General features: G+C 45.1%; 25 protein-coding genes. 11 read left to right on the top strand and 14 right to left on the bottom strand.

The genetic code is table 11. The features are described 5' to 3' along the window. Positions 1-2: 2 nt before the first annotated feature. From FD961_RS01830 to FD961_RS01815, 4 genes are all read left to right on the top strand, one after another. Complete coding sequence (locus FD961_RS01830) at positions 3-551, top strand: FMN-binding protein (protein ID WP_215393868.1); 549 nt, start codon at positions 3-5, stop codon at positions 549-551. After that, positions 548-1,366, top strand: a complete 819-nt coding sequence (locus FD961_RS01825) for an FAD:protein FMN transferase (RefSeq protein WP_251371307.1) — start codon at positions 548-550, stop codon at positions 1,364-1,366. Before FD961_RS01830 ends, FD961_RS01825 begins: the two co-directional genes overlap by 4 nt. After that, positions 1,363-1,767, top strand: a complete 405-nt coding sequence (locus FD961_RS01820; RefSeq protein WP_215393867.1) for a hypothetical protein — start codon at positions 1,363-1,365, stop codon at positions 1,765-1,767. The genes FD961_RS01825 and FD961_RS01820 overlap by 4 nt, the downstream gene beginning before the upstream one ends. A gap of 67 nt (positions 1,768-1,834) precedes the next feature. Then, positions 1,835-2,650: a sulfite exporter TauE/SafE family protein gene (locus tag FD961_RS01815; protein ID WP_215393866.1), complete on the top strand. Its 816-nt coding sequence runs from the start codon at positions 1,835-1,837 to the stop codon at positions 2,648-2,650. A 79-nt stretch (positions 2,651-2,729) separates the two neighbouring features. Here the strand turns inward: FD961_RS01815 and FD961_RS01810 are convergent, their stop codons facing one another. The 6 genes from FD961_RS01810 to FD961_RS01785 all read right to left on the bottom strand — a co-directional run bounded on the left by FD961_RS01810 (position 2,730) and on the right by FD961_RS01785 (position 10,303). Then, positions 2,730-3,458: an ABC transporter ATP-binding protein gene (locus tag FD961_RS01810; protein WP_071464690.1), complete on the bottom strand. Its 729-nt coding sequence runs from the start codon at positions 3,456-3,458 to the stop codon at positions 2,730-2,732. Between the two features lie 30 nt (positions 3,459-3,488). Next, on the bottom strand, positions 3,489-5,417 hold the full coding sequence (locus tag FD961_RS01805) for an ATP-binding cassette domain-containing protein (protein WP_215394314.1): 1,929 nt from the start codon (positions 5,415-5,417) through the stop codon (positions 3,489-3,491). A gap of 2 nt (positions 5,418-5,419) precedes the next feature. Further along, entirely contained in the window at positions 5,420-6,298 is an 879-nt protein-coding gene (locus tag FD961_RS01800) for a branched-chain amino acid ABC transporter permease (RefSeq protein WP_071464689.1), read from the bottom strand. 140 nt (positions 6,299-6,438) lie between these two features. Beyond that, positions 6,439-7,623: an ABC transporter substrate-binding protein gene (locus FD961_RS01795; protein ID WP_215393864.1), complete on the bottom strand. Its 1,185-nt coding sequence runs from the start codon at positions 7,621-7,623 to the stop codon at positions 6,439-6,441. A gap of 147 nt (positions 7,624-7,770) precedes the next feature. Further along, complete coding sequence (locus FD961_RS01790) at positions 7,771-8,655, bottom strand: EamA family transporter (protein WP_215394313.1); 885 nt, start codon at positions 8,653-8,655, stop codon at positions 7,771-7,773. 28 nt (positions 8,656-8,683) lie between these two features. Beyond that, a complete protein-coding gene (locus tag FD961_RS01785) occupies positions 8,684-10,303 on the bottom strand; it encodes a GMC family oxidoreductase (RefSeq protein ID WP_215393863.1) in 1,620 nt (539 codons plus the stop codon). Positions 10,304-10,416: 113 nt separating this feature from the next. Here FD961_RS01785 and FD961_RS01780 point away from each other — a divergent pair, with 113 nt between their 5' ends. From FD961_RS01780 to yjgA, 3 genes are read left to right on the top strand one after another with little or no spacing between them, the layout of a single operon-like run. Then, complete coding sequence (locus tag FD961_RS01780) at positions 10,417-10,719, top strand: type II toxin-antitoxin system RelE/ParE family toxin (protein ID WP_215393862.1); 303 nt, start codon at positions 10,417-10,419, stop codon at positions 10,717-10,719. 36 nt (positions 10,720-10,755) lie between these two features. Then, positions 10,756-11,073 carry a helix-turn-helix domain-containing protein gene (locus tag FD961_RS01775; RefSeq protein WP_071464685.1) on the top strand — a complete coding sequence of 106 codons (318 nt, stop codon included), beginning with the start codon at positions 10,756-10,758 and terminating at the stop codon, positions 11,071-11,073. 31 nt (positions 11,074-11,104) lie between these two features. Next, on the top strand, positions 11,105-11,632 hold the full coding sequence (yjgA, locus tag FD961_RS01770) for a ribosome biogenesis factor YjgA (protein WP_215393861.1): 528 nt from the start codon (positions 11,105-11,107) through the stop codon (positions 11,630-11,632). On the opposite strand, the gene FD961_RS01765 is transcribed toward yjgA, so the two are convergent. From FD961_RS01765 to pcaD, 7 genes are all read right to left on the bottom strand, one after another. After that, positions 11,629-12,717 (bottom strand): acyltransferase, encoded by a 1,089-nt coding sequence (locus FD961_RS01765; RefSeq protein WP_215393860.1) that lies wholly within the window; start codon positions 12,715-12,717, stop codon positions 11,629-11,631. The two genes, yjgA and FD961_RS01765, sit on opposite strands and share 4 nt — an antisense overlap. Positions 12,718-12,735: 18 nt before the next feature. After that, entirely contained in the window at positions 12,736-13,326 is a 591-nt protein-coding gene (locus tag FD961_RS01760; RefSeq protein ID WP_215393858.1) for a c-type cytochrome, read from the bottom strand. 5 nt (positions 13,327-13,331) lie between these two features. Further along, complete coding sequence (locus FD961_RS01755) at positions 13,332-14,564, bottom strand: sorbosone dehydrogenase family protein (RefSeq protein WP_251371304.1); 1,233 nt, start codon at positions 14,562-14,564, stop codon at positions 13,332-13,334. A gap of 128 nt (positions 14,565-14,692) precedes the next feature. Further along, entirely contained in the window at positions 14,693-16,855 is a 2,163-nt protein-coding gene (locus tag FD961_RS01750) for a TonB-dependent receptor (protein WP_215393857.1), read from the bottom strand. A gap of 18 nt (positions 16,856-16,873) precedes the next feature. Then, positions 16,874-17,059 (bottom strand): hypothetical protein, encoded by a 186-nt coding sequence (locus FD961_RS01745; protein ID WP_215393856.1) that lies wholly within the window; start codon positions 17,057-17,059, stop codon positions 16,874-16,876. 30 nt (positions 17,060-17,089) lie between these two features. Continuing rightward, entirely contained in the window at positions 17,090-17,668 is a 579-nt protein-coding gene (locus tag FD961_RS01740) for an HdeD family acid-resistance protein (protein WP_215393855.1), read from the bottom strand. Positions 17,669-17,723: 55 nt separating this feature from the next. Beyond that, on the bottom strand, positions 17,724-18,539 hold the full coding sequence (pcaD, locus tag FD961_RS01735; RefSeq protein WP_215393854.1) for a 3-oxoadipate enol-lactonase: 816 nt from the start codon (positions 18,537-18,539) through the stop codon (positions 17,724-17,726). A 142-nt stretch (positions 18,540-18,681) separates the two neighbouring features. Here pcaD and FD961_RS01730 point away from each other — a divergent pair, with 142 nt between their 5' ends. Genes FD961_RS01730 through FD961_RS01715 form a run of 4 tightly spaced genes read left to right on the top strand, consistent with a single transcriptional unit; the run spans position 18,682 to position 21,227 of the window. Next, positions 18,682-19,656, top strand: coding sequence for a tripartite tricarboxylate transporter substrate binding protein (locus FD961_RS01730; RefSeq protein WP_215393853.1), 975 nt, complete (start codon positions 18,682-18,684; stop codon positions 19,654-19,656). A gap of 20 nt (positions 19,657-19,676) precedes the next feature. Continuing rightward, entirely contained in the window at positions 19,677-20,597 is a 921-nt protein-coding gene (locus FD961_RS01725) for an amidohydrolase (protein WP_215393852.1), read from the top strand. A 19-nt stretch (positions 20,598-20,616) separates the two neighbouring features. After that, positions 20,617-20,850: a hypothetical protein gene (locus tag FD961_RS01720; RefSeq protein WP_071464676.1), complete on the top strand. Its 234-nt coding sequence runs from the start codon at positions 20,617-20,619 to the stop codon at positions 20,848-20,850. Positions 20,851-20,855: 5 nt separating this feature from the next. Further along, positions 20,856-21,227 carry a hypothetical protein gene (locus tag FD961_RS01715; RefSeq protein ID WP_215393851.1) on the top strand — a complete coding sequence of 124 codons (372 nt, stop codon included), beginning with the start codon at positions 20,856-20,858 and terminating at the stop codon, positions 21,225-21,227. 75 nt (positions 21,228-21,302) lie between these two features. Here FD961_RS01715 and FD961_RS01710 read toward each other — a convergent pair whose 3' ends face one another. Continuing rightward, positions 21,303-22,592, bottom strand: coding sequence for a serine hydrolase (locus tag FD961_RS01710; RefSeq protein WP_215393850.1), 1,290 nt, complete (start codon positions 22,590-22,592; stop codon positions 21,303-21,305). Positions 22,593-22,618: the final 26 nt, after the last annotated feature.

The following is a 22,618-nucleotide window of genomic DNA, read 5'->3' as shown; positions in this document are numbered from 1 at the left end:
CAATGAACTGGAAACCATCTCCCTGTGCCTTAGCTGGGTTAGCGCTATTGACGGCCCCCATCATTGTTCAAGCAAAGATTTATATCTCCAGCGAGCAAGCCCAGCAAATTCTGTTCCCAAATGCATTATTGAGTAAATCTCCCCTCATCATTACCGATGACTTACAAGAAAGAATGCGAACGGCATCCAGTATTCGCCACCCCTTTCGGGGAGATCGCATTTGGCAATCATCTAATGGCGGCTGGTTCGTGATCGACGAGGTCGTAGGCAAGCATGAAATGATTACTTATGCTGTCGCTCTCAATGCCAAAGGAAGCATTACTGGCGTTGAGATATTGGAATACGTTGAGTCCTATGGCTATGAGGTGGCAGAGGCTCAGTGGCGCAAGCAATTTGTAGGTAAAACTTCAGTAGACCCCATCAAGCTCAATCAAGATATTCAGAATATTGGTGGGGCGACCATGTCATGCAAACATTTGACTGATGGCGTTAAGCGCGTAACCGTGCTTTATGAGCTGGCTCTCAAGAATCTTCCAGTAAAAACCAAATGATGATGCGTTGTAAACCACTATTGGGTACTTTTGTTGAAATCGTGGTCGACCAGGAGGATTGTCAAACAGCAATTGATCGTGCGTTTTGTGTCATTCAAAAGATTCAAGAGCTAATGGGTTTTCATAACCCCAATAGCGAACTGAATCGCATCAATCATTTTGCCCACCAAAAAGCAGTAGATATTCATCCTTGGACAGCACAAGTCTTGTGCATTGCCAAAAAGATATATCGCCATTCTGGCGGCTTGTTTAATTGTGGAATTGGTCACCGACTAGTAGCCGCTGGTTTACTGCCTCGCCACATCACCTTTAGCAACCATGATCTTGGTGGCATCGAAGATATCAGCTTTCTCGCGCCAGAGCTCATTATCTCTAGGCGTCCAGTATGTTTAGATCTTGGTGGTATCGCAAAAGGGTTTGCAGTAGATATGGCAGTCAAGATACTCATCTCTGAAGGCGTCTTTTCTGGTTCAGTCAATGCCGGAGGAGATCTGCGAGTGTTTGGTGAATCTTCTTGGCCTATTCATATCCGCAATCCAAGACAGCCCTCGGAGTTACTCGAAATTGGCACCCTGCAAAATGCAGCACTAGCTACCAGTGGTTTATATTTTGCAAAACGAGATGAACAACATAGTCACCTCATTAATCCGCTATCTCAAGAAGAATCAACTATTCAATCAAGAGACTCCTATTCAGTATTGGCAAAAGAATGTATCTATGCAGATGCCCTAACAAAAGTCCTGGCCCTATCTCAAAATCAATATCATCCCTGCTTTAAGAAATTCTCAGCTCAGGCCATCAGGATTACCACATGAGTCGCCTAGGGAAAATGCCGGCATGGCAAAAGTGGTTTGTCACTTCTGGGATGATGATTTGCTCTCTTACTGGGGTCATCTACCTCCTCGGACATCAACTACAGATTAATCGAGTATTGCTAGGTAACCATAACGTCTTAGCAATACATGGGATTGCTGCAATATTTGCAACACTGGCACTTGGATCAATACTGCCTTTTCACCTTAAGGCGGGTCTCAAGTCAGGGCGAAAATGGCTTAGTGGATTTAGCCAACTAAGCCTCTTAAGTGCATTAATCATTTCTGGAGCGCTACTCTATTACGGCCCAGAATGGATGCGAGACACAGTGATTGATGTGCACTCGGTTATTGGCTTGCTATTCTTTGCCATCTTTCTTATGCACCAACCCATCAGACTTTGAGAATAGGGAGTGGGACAGCCGCTAATTAAGGCATAAAAGAATTCATTCCCCTATAAAATCTAGTGGAATGGATAACTCAATCATCAGCCCATTGCTGGGCGTATTAGTGGGCCTCTTGATGGGTCTTACTGGCGCTGGAGGTGGAATTCTGTCCGTACCGCTCCTGGTATTTGCCCTGCACATGAATATGGTGGATGCCAGCCCTATTGCTCTTTGTGCAATTGCACTTGCAGCAAGTGTGGGCGCCCTTCTAGGACTAAAAAACAATCTCTTGCGCTATAAAGCAGCCATCTTCATGGCTAGCTTTGGGGTGATATTAGCCCCTCTGGGTTTTTGGCTTGCTAATCGCATTCCTAATGGTCCATTGCTATTAATTTTTAGTGCCGCTCTTTTTTATTCTGCATTGAGTCAATATGTAAAAGCACGTCAATCTATTCTCGGAATTCCAGATTCTTTGCGGCAAGCACCACCTTGTTTAATAGATCCAGCTATTGGTAAATTTAATTGGAATGTCCCCTGCGCAAAAGCACTTCTTCTGACGGGTGGCCTGGCCGGATTTTTGTCTGGACTGCTTGGAGTCGGCGGTGGCTTCATCATCATTCCTGCTCTAAAACGCTATACCAATTTACCTGCACAATCCATTATCGTCACCTCATTAGGGGTGCAAGCCTTGGTATCTAGCGGAAGCGTCGCTTATTCTGCAGCATCCGGTAATGTGAATTTTCTGATTGCCGCCCCGTTCTCTCTGGGGGCACTAGCAGGACTACTGATAGGGATGGTGATTAGTAAAAAACTGAGTGGGCCTCGTTTGCAGCAAGTATTTGCAGTGATGGTTTTTGCTGTTGCAATCAGCCTCACTATTAAAGGCCTTCATATCTTTTGAAAACCAGTTTGCATTGGTTGCTCCTAAAGAAAAAGCCCTTATTTCTAAGGGCTTTTTTCATAACCACTAAGGCAATTTCTTAGTGGCCACCTGCTCCACCCAAGTATGCCGCCTTAACTGCCGGGTCATCCTTGAGCTTACTTGCTGGACCATGCGTAGCAATCTTGCCATTCTCTAATACATAGCCGTAGTCAGCCACGTTCAGAGCTGCAGCAGCAAACTGCTCGACCAATAGCATCGTTACACCTTGTGATTTGAGATTAGAGATAATCTTAAAAACCTCTTCCACCAAAATTGGCGCAAGACCCATAGAAGGCTCATCCAACAGAATGATCTCTGGGTTGAGCATTACGGCACGAGCCATAGCCAACATTTGCTGTTCACCACCAGACAAAGTACCAGCCAACTGATTGCGACGCTCTTTGAGGCGCGGAAACATCTCCAGGGCCTTATCTAAATCATGTTTGATATCACCCTTTGGGCGGCTACCAGTAAAGCGTGGAAATGCGCCCAGCAATAAATTGTCAGTGACTGACATGGTGGTAAAGACACGACGGCCTTCAGGACTATGAGCCAAACCTAGGCGAGCAATTTTATGGGAGTCATAACCATCAATTTTTTCACCACCTAAAGTAACTTCACCTGCAGTTGGCTTAATCATGCCGGTAATGGCACGCATTGTGGTGGTTTTGCCGGCACCGTTAGAGCCAATCAAAGTAATTACTTGACCCTTGGGCACATCAATATTGATGCCATGGAGGACTTTAACTTTGCCGTAGCCTGCTTCAAGATTCTTAATAGATAACATGGTATTTACCGATTCAATAGGTTCTAGTGATTAAGCGCCCAAGTAGGCATGAATCACCTTCTCGTCTGCCTGAACTTCAGCTGGCTTACCTTCCGCAATCTTCTGACCGAAGTCCAACACAGAAACGGTATCGCAAACTGACATCACTACGTCCATATGATGCTCAATCAGGATGAAAGTAATGCCGTTATCACGAATCTTACGAATGATGCGCAAGAGTTCCTGAATATCGGGAGCGGTCAAACCAGCAGCTGGCTCATCCAAGAGGAGTAATTCTGGGTCAAGGGCTAATGCACGAGCAATCTCAAGCAAACGCTGCTTACCATAAGGCAAGTTGCGCGCCTCTTCGTTTGCTAAATCATCCAAGCCAACAAACTTGAGAAGAGCCATAGCGCGAGCATGCGCTTCAGCTTCTTCACGCTTGTAACGTGGGAGGTGCAGAGCAATTTCAACCATATTGGATTTGAAGGTGTGATGCAAACCTACCAAAATATTTTGGATGGCAGTCATTTCACCAAAGAGCTGAACGTTCTGGAAGGTACGTGCGATACCAGACAAGGCGATGTCAGAGGAAGTTTTGCCAACAACGCTCTCACCAGCATACAAAACGTTACCCGCTGTCGGAACATAAATACCAGTCAATACGTTCATCATCGTGCTCTTACCGGAACCGTTTGGTCCAATCAAGCCATGAATGGTGCCGCGCTTAATACTGAGATCCACTTTGTTCAACGCCTTCAAACCACCAAACTGCATTAATACAGAATCCACCTTTAAGAGTTCTGCACCAGCATTTTGATTACCAACAGCGCTGATGAAGCTAATGGAGTCATCCACCGCTTCAGCATCACCGCCACGAACAGTTTTTGCCTTACCAGCAATAGATTGATAGAAGCTCTTTGCAAAACCAACAATACCGTTTTGTAAGTAGTACACCACCAACAAAATCATGAAGCCGAAAATACTCAAGCGCCAGTCAGAAATACTATTGAGCCAGAATGAGAATGCAGCTAAACCGACTACGCCAGCGATGGGAATCGCTACACGTCTTGGAGTCGTGACTTTCTTAGAGAGCGCCATTGCAGCACCAATTACCACCACGACCGCAATAATCGACGCAACAATGCGGAATAGATTGATGTCATCGAGCAATTTTGGCAATAGAACAATAATCGCTGCACCAATCACTGCACCTAAGCGTGACTTACGTCCACCCATAATGATGCCGAGCAAGAAGAGAACGGCCAGTTCATTGTTGTAGGTGTTGGGTGAGATGTATTGCTCAGAGTAGGCATACAAGCAACCAGCCAAGCCAGCGAAGCCCGCGCTAATGACGAAAGCAATCACTTTAAAGCGGTATACAGAAACACCCATACAGTCACAAGCGATCGGGCTATCACGCAAAGCTTCAAAAGCACGACCCATTTGTGATTTCACAAAACGGTCAATCACGATCAGCGCCAGAATACAGAATGCAGACACTAACCAGAAGTACTCAGCCTTAGTCATTGGGATACCCATCAACTCTGGACGAGTTAATTTGATGCCTAATGGGCCTTCAGTCAACCAAGTCATCTCATTAATAAGAATCTGAGCAATCGTTCCGAAGGCTAGGGTCACCATCGCCAAATAAGGTCCGATGACCTTCAATGCCGGTAATGCCAAGATGCCGCCAAAGATCGCAGTCACGATGATCGAGGCTGGGATTGTTACCCAGATAGGCAAGCCGAAATGGAAGAACAAGATGCCAGCGGTATATGAGCCAATACCAAACAATGCGGCGTGACCTAAAGATACTTGGCCTACATAGCCGACCACAATATCTAAACCAAACAAAAGAATGGTGTAAATCAGAATTGTTTCTGCTAAATGAATGTAATAAGGATTGTGAATTACTAGCGGCAGAATAAATAAACCAGCTATCGCAATCAATAGAGGAATGGAAGACTTCAATTTCATCATTAAACTTTCTTAATTGCAGATTTGCCGAAGAGACCAGATGGCTTGTATGCCAATACGAGCAGCAACAAAATCAAACCTGGAACATCTTTGTAACCAGTAGAGATATAAAAGCCAGTAGCTGTTTCAACAATACCCAGAATCAAACCACCCACAATGATTCCCAGGCCGCTTGATAAGCCGCCAATAATCGCAACCGCGAAAGCCTTTAAACCCAAGGCGCCGCCCATGGTTGCGCCAGTTAATGTCAAAGGCGCAATCAAGACACCAGCAAACGCTGCGGTCAATGAGGACAAAGCGTATGAAAAGGTAATCACCATGCTGGTGTTGATGCCCATTAAGCCAGCAGCATCGCGATCATTTGCAGTGGCAACCACTGCTTTACCGTAAATTGTTTTGCGGTTAAAGAATTCAACCAATAACATCATCACCAACGCGCCGACCACAACTAAAATTTCCATTGGCAAAATATTAGCGCCCAAGAAGCTCATCGGCTCCATTGGCAAAGGAGATGGGAATGGCAATGCATCACGACCCCAAATATTTTCAGCAACGTTCTTGAAAATAATACCGAGTGCAATTGTGGACATAATCCAACCGAACTCAGACTTGATTTTGATTGCAGGACGCACACCAATCAACTCAACAAAGCTACCTTGGATCATGCCGAAGATACAAACAATGGGAATCATGGCCCAGTAGTTCATGCCAAAGGTATCGACACAAGTCAAACCTACCAGTGCACCTAACATCAGGGCTTCACCCTGACCAAAGTTCAATGTGCCCGATGTGGCAAAAGTAAGCTGGAAACCGAAAGCGATCACCGCATAGATCATCCCCACCGCGATACCGCTTGAGAGGATTTGTGCAAGCATGTCCATTGTTATTAGCCTAAAAGATACTTAAAACTGTTTTATTGACGAATCCGACATTGTAAGCAAAACGCCGCTTTGACGGCGGCGCTTTGCATTCAAAAATGTTGCAGTGCAAAAAGAACTGACTTGCACATGAACTACAAGAATTACTTCTTCTTAGCAGTTGCATCCTCAGCATTCAAGAACTGAACACGGCCATTCTCAACCACGCCCATAACAACGTCTTTTGCTTTGATTGCTTCATGATCGGTTGCAGAGTATGGCTTGTTGTAAGTCATCACAACGCCATCAACTGGAGTTTTGAGATCTTGCAATGCCGCCAAAATCTTTGGTCCTTCAGTGCTGTTTGCTTGCTTGATTGCAGCAGCCAAGAGGTAAACAGAGTCATACCCTTGAGCAGCTGAAACTGGAGAAGCGATATTGTTATTTTTTGGCTTGAACTCTTTCAAATACGCTTCTTGGAAGGCCTTACGCTTAGCTGTAGTTGATGGTGTTTGAATATAAGTTTCAGGCATTGTTGCGCCGTCACCATTCTTACCTGCAGTATCAATAAAGCTAGCCATAGACAATGTCCAGCTACCGATCATTGGTTTTTTCCAACCCAACTTGCCCATGCCGTTTGCAATTTGTGCCAACTCAGGTCCGATTGCGTAAGTCAAAATCACTTCAGCACCAGCATTTTTTGCCTTAAGCAATTGTGAAGTCATATCGACGTCACCAATGTTGAACTTCTCAACCGCTACAGGGGTTACGCCATAGGCCTTGAGTGCTTTCTCTAAGTCTTCACGACCCAATTGACCGTAGTTTGTTGAGTCAGCCAAAATCGCCACCTTCTTTAGGCCACGCTTTTCAACTGCTTCTTTAGCAATCATCGGTGCTTGAATATTGTCAGCAGCAGCCGTACGGAAAACATAGTTCTCCGGAGCATTTGGGAACTGATGAGTAATCAATGAACCCGTTGCTACGTTATTAATTACAGGGATCTTTGCATCTTGATAAAATCGCTGTGAAGCCAAAGCAACACCAGTATTGATGTAACCGAGAGTAGCAACTACTTTCTCGTTGTTAATAAATTCTTGAGTAATTTGTACGCCACGCTCGTTCTTAGCTTCGTCGTCACGCTCAACTAAAACAAGTTTATTGCCGTTAACACCGCCAGCAGCGTTAATTTCTTTAGTTGCCAAACGCACGCCATCACGCATACTCACACCCATTGAGGATGAGCCGCCTGTGAATGGACCAATAACGCCTACTTTGATATCAGCTGCATAAGCGCTGGTTGCAAGCATTGCAACAGCCGCTGCTGCAAAAATGTGATGACGAATCTTCATAAAGTCTCCATGACTAAAAGTGCTATTGAATAAGTATTTTTTATAGGTACTACAAATAACGAATAGTTATCTTACTGTTAATGCATGGTCAAAAAAAGGGCTTTGTATTAGGGTTTTACACTAGCCCTGAGGGCCAGCGAGGTGCGATCAACAGTAGCGTGTAAGGCGGTTCCGCAGACTTGGCCAAAATAAATTGACCACCAAACCAGCGATTACCAAACTCGCCGCTAATACTTTCCACGCCGGTAATGGCTCAGCCAGGAAAAAGGCTGATGCCCCCATCCCAAATATGGGTACTAATAATGGTGCTGGCGCCACTACGGCGGCAGGATGCTTAGAAAGCAACCAGGCCCAGGCACCGTATCCAAACAGGGTATTGCCCCAGGACTGCCAAAGCACGCCAAGCCAAGCACCCAAAGGCGCAGAAGTCAGTGATCTACTCACGGATCCCCACCCTCCTTCGAATATGAGGGCAATAGCAAAAAGAGGTGGAATGGCATAAACGCTAGCCCACACCACATAAGAAAGCATGTTGATGGCTCCTGCACGCCGGCTGGCAGTATTAGCAATACCCCAAGAAAAGCCGCAAAACACCACTAGGGCCAATCCTAGAACGGTTGTGGTGGCATCGGTATGCACTGCAATAATCCCCAGACCGATCATGGCGACACCCACCGCCACCGCTTGATAGAGCTTCAGTCGCTCTTTAGCAAACAGCATGGCAAAACCAATCGTGAAAAATACCTGAGTCTGAATGACCAAAGAAGCTAAACCAGGGGAAATATACCCATCGATCGCGTAGTAGAGCACTCCGAATTGACCTACCCCTACAGCCAAGCCATAAACACAGAGATTGATCCAAGATACTTTTGGCCTTGGTAACAAAAGTGCAGCCGGCAGAAATGCAAAAACATAACGAAGTGCAGCAAATAAAAATGGTGGGAAGCTCGCCAAGGAGACTTTGATCACTACAAAGTTAGTGCCCCATACGGCTACGATTGCTAAAGCCAGGAGCAGATGACTTGCTGGCAACTGGTAATTCAGTTGAGGCTTTCGTGAACTATTCACGCGTGAGCAATTCTGCTGCGCGCTGCGCAATCATCATAGTTGGCGCCGCAGTGTTGCCCGAAGTAATCGTTGGCATCGCAGAAGCATCCACTACTCGCAGATGATGAATGCCCCTCACGCGCAACTCTGAATCGAGCACTGCCATCGAATCATCGGCGCGCCCCATCTTGCAAGTTCCTACAGGATGAAAAATCGTTGTTCCAATATCGCCTGCTGCTTTAGCCAACTCTTCATCACTTTGATACTGTGCACCAGGCTTATATTCTTCCGGGGCATAAGGTCTAAGTGCCGGGCTTTGCACAATACTGCGCGTCAAGCGTAAAGATTCTGCTGCGACTTTACGATCGTCATCCGTAGATAAATAATTGGGATGAATTGCTGGTGGTGCTTCAGGATCCGTTGAAGTGATGTGCACACTTCCGCGTGATGTTGGACGCAAGTTACATACGCTTGCAGTGAAAGCATTGAAGGAATGCAAATCTTCACCAAAGCGCTCAAGCGATAAAGGTTGTACGTGATATTCCACGTTGGCACTCTTTTGCGTAGGTGAGCTATAAGCAAAGGCGCCCAACTGTGATGGCGCCATGGACATGGGGCCTGAGCGCTTAAGGAGATATTCCAAGCCAATCATCATCTTGCCAAATAAAGAATTGGCTTTGGTATTTAAGGTCTTAATGCCGCTGACTTTGTAGATCATGCGTAATTGCAAATGGTCCTGCAGGTTCTCGCCAACACCAGGCAAGTCTGCAATGACTGGAATACCTAGTTTATGGAGATGCGCAGCAGAACCTACGCCTGAACGCTCTAGTATTTGTACGCTACCAATCGCACCAGCACACAGAAGCACTTCGCCACTTGAGTTAATGAGCGCTTCACTAGTTACCCCATTCTTCTGGTACTCAAGGCCAAGACAGTTTTTAGTGATTGGATCAATTTTGAGTTTGCTAACAACTGCCTCAGTAAGTACAGTTAAGTTGCTGCGCTTAGCCGCCTCTTTTAAAAATGCTTTTGAAGTATTCAGCCTCCAGCCCTTACGTTGACTGACATCAAAGTAACCCACGCCAAAGTTATCGCCTCGATTAAAGTCATCTGACGCAGGAATACCAACCTCAACTGCCGCATCCCTAAACCGATCCATGATCGGCCAACGCAGGCGTTGCTTAGATACAGTCCATTCGCCACCCTTGCCATGCCATTGGTCAGCATTGCTGTGATAGTCCTCAAATGCTTTGTAGCGCTTGAGCGCATTCTCCCAAGACCAAGCATCATCTCCTGTGGCCTGCACCCAAGATTCATAATCGCCCGCTTGACCGCGCATATAGATCATGCCGTTAATGGAGGAGCATCCTCCGAGCACTCGACCACGGGGATATAGCAACGAGCGGCCATTCAACCCTTTTTCAGCAACGGTTTTAAAGCGCCAATCCGCTCTTGGGTTATCAATGCAATAGAGATAACCAACCGGAATATGGATCCAAATATAGTTATCGCTCTTACCTGCCTCAATCAGCAAAACCTTCTTTTGAGGGTTTTCAGTCAAACGCTTCGCCAACATGCAGCCTGCGCTGCCCGCTCCAATAATGATGTAGTCGTAAGTGTTTGCTTGAGTCATGTTTTCATTGCAACAAAAAAGTTCATCCTATTATTTACCAATCCAAAAAATCAGGTATTTCTTGGTATTTTTGTTGATTTGTTATAGAATCATTTTTGATCTAATATTAGATCATGAGAACTAGCTATAAAAAAGCATTTGCCCAATTTGTAAAAAAGTCTCGAAGACCACTGCAGTTGGCAATAGAAGATGAGGTAATAAGGGTCTGCAACAACCCCAAAATAGGTAAACAGAAAGCTGGCGACCTTCAAGGAGTTTTTGTGCATAAGTTTCACTTTAATAAACAAGAATATTTAATGGCATATGAGTTTGATCAAAGCCTTGATCAACCGATTATTACCTGGATTAAGTTCTACCAAATTGGATCTCATGAAAACTTTTATACCCAGCTAAAAAGATCAATTCGATTGAACTAAAAGTTCATAACCGTGCAAAGAAAGTGAGGTGCAAACATGATTCAATCTATTACTGCAGAGGATTTGTTTGCTCAAGTGAAGCAAATGCCAGCAAAAGAACGAATTAAATTTTTCTCTTTAATTGCAATAAATGCCTTTAAAGAGACTGACTACAGCCATGATCAAGTATTTGGAGATCTCAGAAACGCGAGTTTTTCAGCAGAAGAGGCTGCGGAATTTTTAGAAATTTCCCTCCCAACTTTGCGCAGATACGTTCAGGCAGGCAGATTAAAGCCGTCAACCATTATTGGGAGAAGTCAGCTATTTTCCAGTTCTGATTTACGACTTCTAAAGCAAAAAATGAGTAAAGAATAGTTAGGGCTCAATACCCGTCTAAAATAGCCATATGCATATCAATGAGAAAAATCGCACACCCAAGCTTCCTGAGGAAGATGAAGGCCCAAGCAAATCGGAGTTAAAGCGCCAAATGACCGAGCGCCAGAAATTGGCGGAAGTATTGGCGGCTTTAAGTAGCGATGCCCTTAAAACCATCCCTATGGATGAGGCGATCAAAGTAGCAATTGCAGAGACCAATAAGATTAAAAGTTTTGAAGCCATTCGTCGTCACAAGCAATACTTAGGTAAGCTCATGCGCTTCTTGGACGAAGAAGAACTTGATGCGATCCAAAAACGACTTGATGCTATTCAGGGGGTAAGCAAAGCAGAAACGGCTAAATTGCACTTCTTAGAAAGCTATCGCGACAGGCTGATTGCGAATGACGAAACGTTTACCAAGATGATTGAAAAGTATCCCGATATGGATATTCAGAATATGCGTACCCTGATTCGGAATGCACGTAGAGAGAAAGAGCAAAACAAACCGCCAAAGGCTTATCGAGAAATCTTTCGCGTCTTAAAAGAGATGGGTCTTTAGAGCTTGATTCTGCGAGCTGGCACTTCAACCCAACGATACAGATAAGTTGCTGTCATCCAGCTAGCGGCAATAGCAATCATCATTAGGGCTAGCGCCATAACGCCATCGTGGCGCTGATTCATGCCCCAGGCAATATACAAAGTATTGGCCAGCAAGATAAATGAGAAGTGAATTAAGAAAGCGCAATACGATCTTCTGCTACCCCAGAGAATTACATTGACTAACTTATGGGTTTGAGATTGATGTTGAGGTCGCTTATGAGCCTGCTTCTGATCTTTATATGCCCAGTCACCCCAGAAGATCAATGCAATAGCAACGACATACGCCAAAATATTGCGTAGCCAGAATTCATGAAAGCTTGACACCACAATCACCAAGCCAATCACAACAATCCATATTTGAGCAAAGCGATTGACTGTTTTATCAGGAAAGTTTTTGCAAAGCTGCGCCAGCACCCCTAAGCCGTAGGCACCCATGAAGTAAATGAAATAGTTTTCATAATCTCCATGACGATTGAAATACAGCAAAGATGCAACACAGAGAACTAGCAACATCCAAACAACGGATCGATAGCCCGGAAATAGGCCAAGCATGATGGCCAGAATCGCATACAACTGCCAATCAATCGCAACATACCAAACACCAGCCGAGATTGAATCTAGACCTAAGATACCTTGCAAGAAAAATAAATGCGCCAAGAACTGGCTAAGCGTTTCTGATTCGCCCACAAATTCATCCTGGACCCAGAAGCGCGCAACCCATGCACAAGCTATTGTGATGAGCAAAGCAACAACATAAGGTGCAAATAATCGTAGGTAGCGATTAAAGATTGTCTTTAAGACATTGCGTAGATTTTTAAGGTCACTTGTGCGCGTGAGGGATTGGGCAGCCAGGTAGCCGCCCATCACCAAAAAGATCTGTACAGCATAACGACCATACTCAAACAACCAGGTCATGATTCCCGGCAGAAGTTGCCTAACATCTTGAGCAATCTGACCATAACTCGAAAAATGATGAAGAATGATCGTTAGAGAGGCAAAAGTCTTTAAAAAATCGACAAGAAGAAAATGGTTTTTTGACTGCAAAGAGGAATCTGACGCAAGTTAATTAAGGGAGGCTGCATAAGCAGCTAGAGCTTCGATATCGTCATCACTCAAGCCGCGTGCTGCACTACCCATTGTGCCATCCATATCAATGCGCGTACCAGATCGAATGTTTTTCAGTTGAGTCATTACATATTCTGGCGATTGACCTGCTAAGCGTGCAATGTGCTTTTGCCCCTGCAGCTGCGCCCCATGACAAGAATTGCAATACTGCGTACTGGAGATCTGTTGACCCTTGGCAATTTTTTCTGTATTGCCTGGTTTTGCAGGTGGTGGCGGCAAGGCCGAATAGTAAGCAGCAATATCACGCATATCCTGATCACTCAATCCGGCCGCAAGCGCTGCCATTGCCCCGCCATTGCGCTGTTGCCCTCTAAACTGAATCAGTTGATAGGTAATCGAAAGTGGTGGTTGTGCAGCAAGATTGGGAATCTCTGGAGAGATACCAATGCCATTTTCACCATGACAAGCAAAACAGCTTTGTGCCTTGACTTTGCCAGCAGCAGCATCTGGTGGTGCTGCACCAGCATTGAATGACAGAAAAGAAATATTAAAAAAGGCCACCACGAGGATGGCCTTAGTACTAGTCATTAATTTCATTTGCCGTATGACACGCGGAAGATTGCACCAGTCTCATCATCGGATACCAACATCGATCCATCTTTGAGAACCTGTACATCTACTGGACGACCCCAGAAGTTATCACCATCAAGCCAGCCTGTAACAAATGGCTCAGACTTAACAACCTTGTTATTGGAATCAAGAACTACGCGCACAACTTGATAGCCCACGCGCTTTGTTTTATTCCAAGAACCATGCTCAGCAATAAAGATATTGCCCTTATATTCTGCTGGAAATTGCTTACCGTTATAAAAACGCATACCCAAAGCAGCTACGTGAGCACCTAAGTTGTAGACAGGTTTGTCAAACTCGTCGCAAGAACGTCCTTTACCAAACTCTGGATCCAAGAAGTCGCCTTGATGGCAAAACGGATAACCAAAGTTCATACCTTTTGGACGAACCAAGCGGTTTAATGTGTCATTTGGCTTGTCTTCTGCAGCCCAATCACGGCCGTTGTTAGTGAACCAGAGCTCTTTAGTGCCAGGCTGGAAGTCCATACCAACACTGTTACGAACACCTGTTGCCACTGTTTCCAAAATATTGGTTTTGAGATTTAAACGCACAATCGTTGCATGAGTAGCTGGCGGCACAACAATATTAGCTGGCGTACCAATTTGGAAATACAAATACTGTCCATCAGGACTGAGCTTCATAAATTTCCAGCCATGTGGCTCATCTTTAGGGAGCGCATCGAACACCACTACTGGTGCCGGTGGATTATCTAAGTTCTGCTCGATGTTGTCGTAACGAATAATGCGAGAAAGTTCAGCCACATAAAGTGAGCCATTAGTAAACACAACTCCGTTAGGGCGATGCAAGCCTTTAGCAATCGTTTTTACTTCACGCTTACCGTCTTTAGTTACTACGGCATACACATTGCCAGTAAAGCGGGTGCCTACATACACTGTGCCGCTTGGAGATTCGGTCATTGAGCGGCCATTTGGCATACCTGATGCCCATAGCTCAACCTTGAAGCCTGCTGGTACTTTTAACTTGCTTACTGGGATTTCATCTGCAGGTAGCGCAGAGATGCCAGGAGGGTTTGGAGCTAAAGATGGATTCATGCCATCAGCAGTTCTACCTTGCGCCCATGTTGGCGGAATAGCTGGTGTAGCAGCAGGCGCGGCCGCTGGAGCCTGAGCACTTGCTAAAGTAGCCACTGCCATTCCTGCAGCAAACATCAAAGAATGAATAGTTTTTAATTTCATAGATACGTCTCCTGATTTCTTTTATTTTTTTACTCGTGTCTTTACTGCTTTGAACTACATTTTGCTAAATCCTAAAGCATTTTGAATACATTCACATTAAACAGCAACTACTGCAGTGCACCAAATTACTAGAAGATCACTCTTGCACCCACGGTAATTGCTTGCGGCATACCAGCCTGATACGAGGATGCTTGTGAAGCTATGTTGAAAGTGACATATTGGCGATTAAATAGGTTCACTACCGAGGCAAATACGGAGGTCTGAGGGGTTACCTGGTAATTCGCCTTTAATCCAACCACAGCATATGCAGGCACTGGCAGCGATCCTGTTGCCATCCAAGAATTACCGACATAACGAACCGTAGTCGTCAAGCTCGCCTCTGGAATAGGGAAATAGCTAATACCGGCATTAGCCATATTTTTAGGAACGCCGCCAACCTGAGTATTAATGGGATCAGTTGTTGCACTCCAGGTCAGGATGGTGTTGGTATAGCTATAACCACCATCTAATGCCCAATGTGCATTTACATCCTGGTGATATTGCAATTCAATACCGCGACTTAAGAGGTTTTGTTGGTTGGTGTAGTAACTCACGTTGGTGTAGCCACCCCCGGCATTTTGAACGCAACCCGAAATCCCCGAGGAAGTGCAAAGACTATTTGCAAACGCCCAGTTGGCACTTGTAATTTTGTAGCTCGCAATCGCATTCTGAATATAGTTATTAAAAGCAGTGAACTGGGCAAAGCCACTCTTCCATCGAAAGTCTGTACCCACCTCATAACCCGTCATCGTCTCAGGAGTGAGATTAGGGTTAGCCAATGAATAGCCACTGACATTATTGCCATAACTGCGCAAAGTGTTATTCATACTGGGCGCATGAAAGGCCTGATAGGCAGCGCTTCGTAAATTCCAATCGCTATTGACCTTGTAAACCAGGCCTAAAGATGGGCTTAACTGAGTCTTGCTTTGATTAGGGATGCTTTGGTAAACAGGATTAACGCCATTAGCGCCTGCGTTATAGGACGTTGGCGTTTGACTGTTCCATGAATCGACGCGTACACCCAATGTCGTTTCGAGAGGGATGGAGCTAGCATTGGATTTAATTTGGCCGAGGAGGCCATAAAAATTTTGCTGGCCCTGCGCATAACTAACGGAGTTCACAGCACCCGCACTACTCAAATTATTGGTTAAGTTTGAAGCTGAGATATTTCTGGCGTCAACCCCAATAATATATTGATCAATACCTACAGCCTTGAGGTCATGCGTGTACTGCGCGGAAGCGCCTAGCGTTGAATAAGGATCTGTGTAATTAGCATTTACGTAAGGCTTATAGGGTGCAGTAGTGAGGTTGTTAGCAGTCTGTTTATAAAAATTGGTGTTTTGATAAAAAACATTCACTTGAACTTTTTTATCGATATCCAGATTCGTAGTTGAGCCACCCGCTACATCGGCTGTCTGAATTAAATTAGGCGCAATGGCATAGTTATTACTTAAATCAGCCATAGTGCTGTACCCCAACCTCAAGAAGGCGTTGGTGTCTGAGCTAGGCTTGAAATAATTTTGCAGACGGATATTAGAATTCTTAACCGCATCTGTACCCATACCGTTTTTAATATTGCTCGGCGACCCCGGAGAAATCGTGGCGTAGTTCTGGAAACCTTCGCTGGAGAGGTAATCTGCAGAAAGTCGCATCTGCATGGCATCAGAAACAATTAAATCTTTTGAAGCGGCGATATTACCCGTGCCAAATGATCCAATGCTCGCAGAAACATCTTGTGAGCTATTTTTAGGCGTCTTAGTATTAATGTTAATCACACCACCCATGCCGTAGTTGCCGTACAGGCTAGATACCCCGCCACGCACAAACTCTACGGACTCAATCGAAGACATGGGCACTAGATTCCACTGCACCGTTCCATAAAAAGCATCGTTTGCCGGAAGACCATCAATCAATACTAGAGTGCGGCCATAACCCAAACCGCGCACATTAATACTTTGACCTGTCGGGTCTTTTTGGTAATAAGGGACGTCATTCAAAAAGACGCCGGGCACATTCTTGAGGACCTGATCAATGGTTTGGTCAGGAGAAGACTCCAATACTTCTTTTGTCAGAATGGTGGTGTTAAGTGACATCTCGTCCAAGGGCGTTCCTGAACGGGTGGCATTCACCACCATGTCGTTTAACTTTTGATCGTAGTTTGGAGGTGGCGCAATTTGCGCCCAACTGACTACTGTGTGACTAATGAAGTAGAAGGCAATAATATGCCGACTAAACCCCAATATCTTGCACATACATTGATTAAAAATGAACTACTTAGATTTGGGCTTACTCTTGCCCATCAAAGAAGCTAGCATCGGATTTGCCTCTGCTAACTCTTTTTTGGTTTTTGCTACCGCATCAGCAGCTCCAGGTTTAGGAGTCTTAGCCGCGTTCTTCATACGCTGAGCAGTGGTCAAGGCTAAGTTTTTGTATAAGTCTGTTTTTTTCATTGCCATGATCGCTGCTCTTTGTATTGAATGAGTAAATTACTTCGTGAGTGACTTGGCAGCAAAGCCTAAGAACAATAATGACCAGCCTTGCAATAGCAATTCAATGGCAATCAAGAGGCCAGGTAGCCACAGGCTTGAGGATGGGAAGTTATTCATGATGAGAACGCCCATCAAGATTGAAATCGCTGCAGATAGTGCGAGCCAGAACCACTCTGCAAAATGACGATGCTGAAATGCAGAGATTAAGCGCAAGAAGCCGGTGATGAAGAAGATCGCAGCGAGCCACAAGGTGATTGCCTCTAGTGCTGGGATTGGGAAGGCCCAAACATAAATAGCGGCACCAATATACAAAACAGCAAAGATGAGCTGAACGCTGACACTTTTCCAGCCAGCAGATTTGAATGCATGTATACCTTGAAGTACTCCGCCAGCAAACAAGAAAATGCCAAGCACGTTAACGGATACCAAGGAGAAAAGAACCTGACCGGCAACGCCAATCATGCCAAGGATGATGAACAAAATGCCTAGCCCAATTAGCGCTCCAGGAACTTTTGCTGCTGCACCCAATACATTGGCGCGCATTGCTTTAATTTGATCTACAGATAAATCGGTCATATAAAACCCCTCTTTGTTATTAGTGCTTATTTAGAAATACACCTTCATACAAACTTCACAGACGATCATCTACTGAATCGATAAATTCTCGCACCGCTTTATTGAATCTAGCGGGCTGCTCGATATTCGATAAATGGGCTGCATCTTCAATAATAACCATTCTCGATCCATCAATCAGGCGATTGAGCACAATGCCTTGATCTACTGTGCAAGCTGGGTCATGACGACCAGATAACACTAGGGTAGGTGCTTTAATCTTGAGAAGCATGGTGCTTTGAGCCATATCGCGCACTGCGCTGCCACAACCAATATATCCATCGACATTGGTTGCCAAAATCATTTGACGAACCTTTTCAATATCTTGTGGAGCTCGCTCGATAAATGGTGCAGTGAACCAGCGGTTAATAGTTCCATCCACCAAGCCTGCAAGGCCTTGAGTGCGCGCAGTTTGAAAACGATCTTCCCACAAGCTGCGTGGCGGCATTTCGCTTGCGGTATTACAAAGTGACAATGAAAGAATGCGCTCAGGGTAACGAGCGCCTAATTGTTGGCCAATCATGCCGCCAATAGAGAGCCCCATAAAATGGGCTTTCTCAATCTTTAAGGCGTCTAGTAAACCAGCAGCATCGTCAGCCAGCTGTGCGATGGTGTATGGGCCAGGCGCAACACCAGACTTTCCGTGCCCTCGTTTGTCGTAACGTAGTACGCGGTAACGATCTGTAAATGCAGGCATATTCCAATCCCACATACTGCCATTCGCCATCAGACTATTTGCCACTAAAAGCACCGGTCCATCTTCGGGACCATCAAATCGATAAGCAATATCAACGCCATTGACGTTAACGGTTTTGGTGTCTTGCAATTGAGTCATTTGTCTCTACCTTTTTAATATCTGATGGCCTCTGTTTATCTCTATTTATATATTGCCGAGACCATGGTAGATTATCCAATGAAATACCTAAGAAGGTATAAGGATAAAACTATAAAACGCTTATAAAAGCATAGGAGACAAGATGTTTAGATCGCTGATTCAGAAAAGGCTCATCCTCATTCTGAGCCTCGCATTTGGAACGAGTCTGGCGCTCGCCCAAAGCTACCCTAACCGTACAGTCAAAATGATTGTGCCTTTGACTACAGGCTCGGGCGCAGATATTGCTGGCCGCGTGGTAGCCAAAAGCCTTACCGAAACCTGGAAACAACCGGTCATTATTGAAAATCGCCCTGGTGCAGGCGGACTTATTGGGACAGGTGTTGTGGTGAACTCTGATCCCGATGGCTATACCTTATTAGTGCAATCGGCATCCTATGCAGCCAACCCGGCGATCTATAAAAAGCTGCCTTATGACCCACTGAAGAGTTTGATTGATGTGGCCATTCTTGGGCAAACTCCTTACGTCATGATTACCGCTGCTGATGGTCCATATCAAACCATTCGTGATTTAGTGATTGCAGCCAAATCCAAGCCTGGTGAAATTACCTTTGCCTCTGCAGGTGTTGGTAGCTCCACCCACTTGGCCGCCGAATACTTCAACCAAATGATGGGTGTGAAATTGATTCACGTGCCGTACAAAGGATCTCCAGAAGCGATTCAGGATACGATGTCTGGTCGCACCGCTTTTTATATGGCGCCATTAGATACCGCGATTGGACAACTAAGAGGTGGCAAAGTGCGCGCCCTAGGCGTCACCAGTAAAACCCGCAATGCTGCTGTTCCAGAGATTCCTACGATTGCAGAGCAAGGCTATTCTAATTTTGAGATCGCATTGTGGTTTGGTGTCTGGGCACCAACTGGCACACCTGCTGCTGTTGTGAAAAAGATCAATGCCGATATCAATCAATCAATGCAAGATCCTGAAGTCAAGAATGCATATGACAGCAAAGGAATTAAAGCCACTCCTATGAGTCCAACAGAATTTAGTAAATTTGTTCGCGAAGAAATGGCAAAGTATCAAAAGATTGCCAAGGATGCCAATATCGAACCGCAATAACGAATACGATCAATTTAGCTTTGACTTCTCACACTCAAGCACCATTGTGCCAAGCACCAGATCCAGAGATTCGATCACCCAAGATTGAATATCCGGCTGGGGCTGTAGACTGTCATGCACACGTTTGTGGACCAGCAACGCAGTTCCCGTATGCACGGGAGCGTATCTACACCCCGCCAGACGCCACATTAGAGAGCTATCAATCTCTACTGGGCATGCTAGGCATTGATAGAGCGGTCCTCGTTCAGCCAAGCGTTTATGGAATCGATAACCGAGCCATGCTTGCGGCATTGAGAGCGCACCCCCAGAAATTTCGAGGTGTTGCAGTTGTTTCCAATAATCCGAACGATATTCAAGATCAAGAATTAGAGCAATTGCATGCCGCTGGAGTGCGCGGCATTCGCTGCAATATCGTCGATGTAGCCGATAAGTCTGCTGGATTACCAGTACAGAATCTCAAATCATTAGCCGAACGTATCAAACCATTTGGGTGGCATCTTGAGCTTTTGATGCATGTCAATGAGTATCCTAACCTTGCCAAGGTTTTTGAAAACTTTCCTGTAGATTTAGTATTTGGACATTTTGGTTATAGCCATGCAAAACATGGGGCCCATGATGCAGGATTTCAGGGTTTATTAGATTTACTCAAAAATCAGCAGGCTTGGGTCAAGATGACGGGACCTTATCGTATTTGCGATGGCGATCTTCCCTACTCTGATATGCGCCCATTCAATGATGCAGTGATTAAGGCAAATCCCAAGCAACTGATTTGGGGAAGTGATTGGCCACATGTGATGGTCAAGAAGCAAATGCCTCATGATGCCGATCTATGCGACCTTTTTGGAGACTGGGTTACAGACCCGGCCCTAAGAAAATCCATCTTGGTAGATAACCCTTGTATTCTGTATGACTTCCCAGCGTTTAATGCTGAACAAAATTAAGTGAAAAGAATAGGTTTATATGGATACCACCCTTACTGTTATCTTGGGCATTGTTGCGATGCTGCTGCCACTAGTAGTTGGCCGCCTAGTATGGAAACGTTTTAACCAATGGTTTGGTCGCAATGATGAAGCCTATATGGATACTCTTGAATTCTTTCTTAAGAAAATTGGCTTTACTGTATTAGTTGCCTTTATTCTTCTCTGGCTAGGAATGAGCCTCGTCTTTAATGGCAATGGCGCTGCATTGACTTAAGCAATATGAGCGATCAATTCAAAGCGATTCTGACTAAAGCAAAGTTGAACTTTGCCATACTGACTAGCATTCTTGTGATTGCTATTTTGGGTAAATTCATAAACCCTGAATTAACGAATTCTATTTTTGTGACTGCAGATCAATTGGTATCTGATCTCTACTTGGTGTTTATTGCCATTACCTTGGGTGCATTCATACCCAACTTCAAACTAGTGGCATTTGGATCCATTGGCATCTTTATTGCTGCCGCTGTTCTTATACAACTCAAAGTCTTTAACTACCTTACTACCGAATACCTATTTGCAGTACTCATTGTGACTTTGGGATTTGCATCGATAGCCAATCTTTACAGGCACTATCGAGAGCATGGACTGTAAAAGCATCAAGCTATAACTCTAAAAGCAAAAGCCCCTAAACAAGGGGCTTTTCGATTGCCGCGGTTGATTTTGAATTTACTTCTCCAATGCTCCGTAAATCACCGCATTGAGTTGCTCGCGATGAACCTTACGTATTTCACCGGGAGCAACTGCCATCATCACAACGACCATTTGCTCTTTTGGGTCTACCCAGAAAATAGTTCCATTGGCGCCATTCCAAGTGAAGTCTCCAATATTGCCGTTAATCGCTGAGAGACCGCGCTCCATACGTACTGCTACGCCTAGGCCAAAGCCATAGCCAACACGCCCTGGCTCAGTACCGCCCACATTATTTTTAATATCTTTATTCAAATGATTCGAGGTCATGAATGCCACAGTTTGAGGGCCGAGGACTCTCTTGCCATCCAAGCTACCGCCGTTGAGCAGCATTTGACCAAAACGAACATAGTCACCCGCGGTTGAGAACGCACAGGAACCACCACAATCAAACTTTACCGTTTGATTCAGAATATCGACTTTTTGTGGCTTGCCAGTGAGCGGATCGATTGGCAATGGCTGAGCTAAACGAGCCCGATCTTTTTCCGCTACCTGAAAAGTAGTATTGGGCATACCCACCTTATTCCAAATACGCTCTTGTAGTACGCCGCCCAAAGACTTCCCTGAAATTTTTTCTTCAATGATGCCCAGCACATCAATACCAAAGCCATAATCCCAGGCGGTACCTGGCTCATATAGCAATGGATTGCTAGCTAACTTATCAATAAATTCTGAAGATGTATATTGCACTGCCGCTGGAGCAGAGCCTGCTGGGAATAATTTATGTACTGGCGTTGTACCACGACCGCCATACGTTAAGCCATTGGTATGACGCATGAGATCTTGCACGGTTATCGGATTTTTTGCTGGCACGGTTGTGAGGTTGCCATCCCCATCCACTTTGCCTACTTTCATCTCTTTAAATTGGGGGAGCCAATTGGAGATAGGAGCATTGAGCGGTAACTTACCCTCTTCATAAAATGTGAGGCCACCAACAGTCGCCATCACTTTTGTCATGGATGCCAAATTAAATATAGCGTCCGTAGTCATTGGCTTGTTATTTGTCTTATCTGCATAACCATAGGGCTTGAAAATAACTAACTTGCCATTTTTAGCAACAGCCAATACCGCCCCTGGCAATTGATTATTGGCAATCTGGTCTGCAAAAAAGGCGTCGATTTTCTTCAGGCCGTCTGGACTAAAACCTTGACCGGGGGTAGCACTCAATGGCAATGGTGCCTTTGAATAATCGGCAGCAAGCAAGGTTGTGCTGCTCAATAAGCCAGCGCCAAGGGTCAGCGCAAGGCCAATAGCCTGTAATTTCTTCATCTTGTCTCCATTTTTGGGTTTTTGGG

Source organism: Polynucleobacter sp. TSB-Sco08W16 (assembly GCF_018687455.1).
In the GTDB taxonomy this organism is placed as follows: domain Bacteria; phylum Pseudomonadota; class Gammaproteobacteria; order Burkholderiales; family Burkholderiaceae; genus Polynucleobacter.
This window is presented reverse-complemented; position numbering and strand designations above follow the sequence as displayed.

Coding starts and splice junctions, on each gene's coding strand:
- FD961_RS01830 (WP_215393868.1), top strand. CDS start 3: ATGAACTGGAAACCATCTCCCTGTGCCTTAGCTGGGTTAGCGCTATTG.
- FD961_RS01825 (WP_251371307.1), top strand. CDS start 548: ATGATGATGCGTTGTAAACCACTATTGGGTACTTTTGTTGAAATCGTG.
- FD961_RS01820 (WP_215393867.1), top strand. CDS start 1,363: ATGAGTCGCCTAGGGAAAATGCCGGCATGGCAAAAGTGGTTTGTCACT.
- FD961_RS01815 (WP_215393866.1), top strand. CDS start 1,835: ATGGATAACTCAATCATCAGCCCATTGCTGGGCGTATTAGTGGGCCTC.
- FD961_RS01810 (WP_071464690.1), bottom strand. CDS start 3,458: ATGTTATCTATTAAGAATCTTGAAGCAGGCTACGGCAAAGTTAAAGTC.
- FD961_RS01805 (WP_215394314.1), bottom strand. CDS start 5,417: ATGAAATTGAAGTCTTCCATTCCTCTATTGATTGCGATAGCTGGTTTA.
- FD961_RS01800 (WP_071464689.1), bottom strand. CDS start 6,298: ATGGACATGCTTGCACAAATCCTCTCAAGCGGTATCGCGGTGGGGATG.
- FD961_RS01795 (WP_215393864.1), bottom strand. CDS start 7,623: ATGAAGATTCGTCATCACATTTTTGCAGCAGCGGCTGTTGCAATGCTT.
- FD961_RS01785 (WP_215393863.1), bottom strand. CDS start 10,303: ATGACTCAAGCAAACACTTACGACTACATCATTATTGGAGCGGGCAGC.
- FD961_RS01780 (WP_215393862.1), top strand. CDS start 10,417: ATGAGAACTAGCTATAAAAAAGCATTTGCCCAATTTGTAAAAAAGTCT.
- FD961_RS01775 (WP_071464685.1), top strand. CDS start 10,756: ATGATTCAATCTATTACTGCAGAGGATTTGTTTGCTCAAGTGAAGCAA.
- yjgA (WP_215393861.1), top strand. CDS start 11,105: ATGCATATCAATGAGAAAAATCGCACACCCAAGCTTCCTGAGGAAGAT.
- FD961_RS01760 (WP_215393858.1), bottom strand. CDS start 13,326: ATGACTAGTACTAAGGCCATCCTCGTGGTGGCCTTTTTTAATATTTCT.
- FD961_RS01755 (WP_251371304.1), bottom strand. CDS start 14,564: ATGAAATTAAAAACTATTCATTCTTTGATGTTTGCTGCAGGAATGGCA.
- FD961_RS01750 (WP_215393857.1), bottom strand. CDS start 16,855: ATGTGCAAGATATTGGGGTTTAGTCGGCATATTATTGCCTTCTACTTC.
- FD961_RS01745 (WP_215393856.1), bottom strand. CDS start 17,059: ATGGCAATGAAAAAAACAGACTTATACAAAAACTTAGCCTTGACCACT.
- FD961_RS01740 (WP_215393855.1), bottom strand. CDS start 17,668: ATGACCGATTTATCTGTAGATCAAATTAAAGCAATGCGCGCCAATGTA.
- pcaD (WP_215393854.1), bottom strand. CDS start 18,539: ATGACTCAATTGCAAGACACCAAAACCGTTAACGTCAATGGCGTTGAT.
- FD961_RS01730 (WP_215393853.1), top strand. CDS start 18,682: ATGTTTAGATCGCTGATTCAGAAAAGGCTCATCCTCATTCTGAGCCTC.
- FD961_RS01720 (WP_071464676.1), top strand. CDS start 20,617: ATGGATACCACCCTTACTGTTATCTTGGGCATTGTTGCGATGCTGCTG.
- FD961_RS01715 (WP_215393851.1), top strand. CDS start 20,856: ATGAGCGATCAATTCAAAGCGATTCTGACTAAAGCAAAGTTGAACTTT.
- FD961_RS01710 (WP_215393850.1), bottom strand. CDS start 22,592: ATGAAGAAATTACAGGCTATTGGCCTTGCGCTGACCCTTGGCGCTGGC.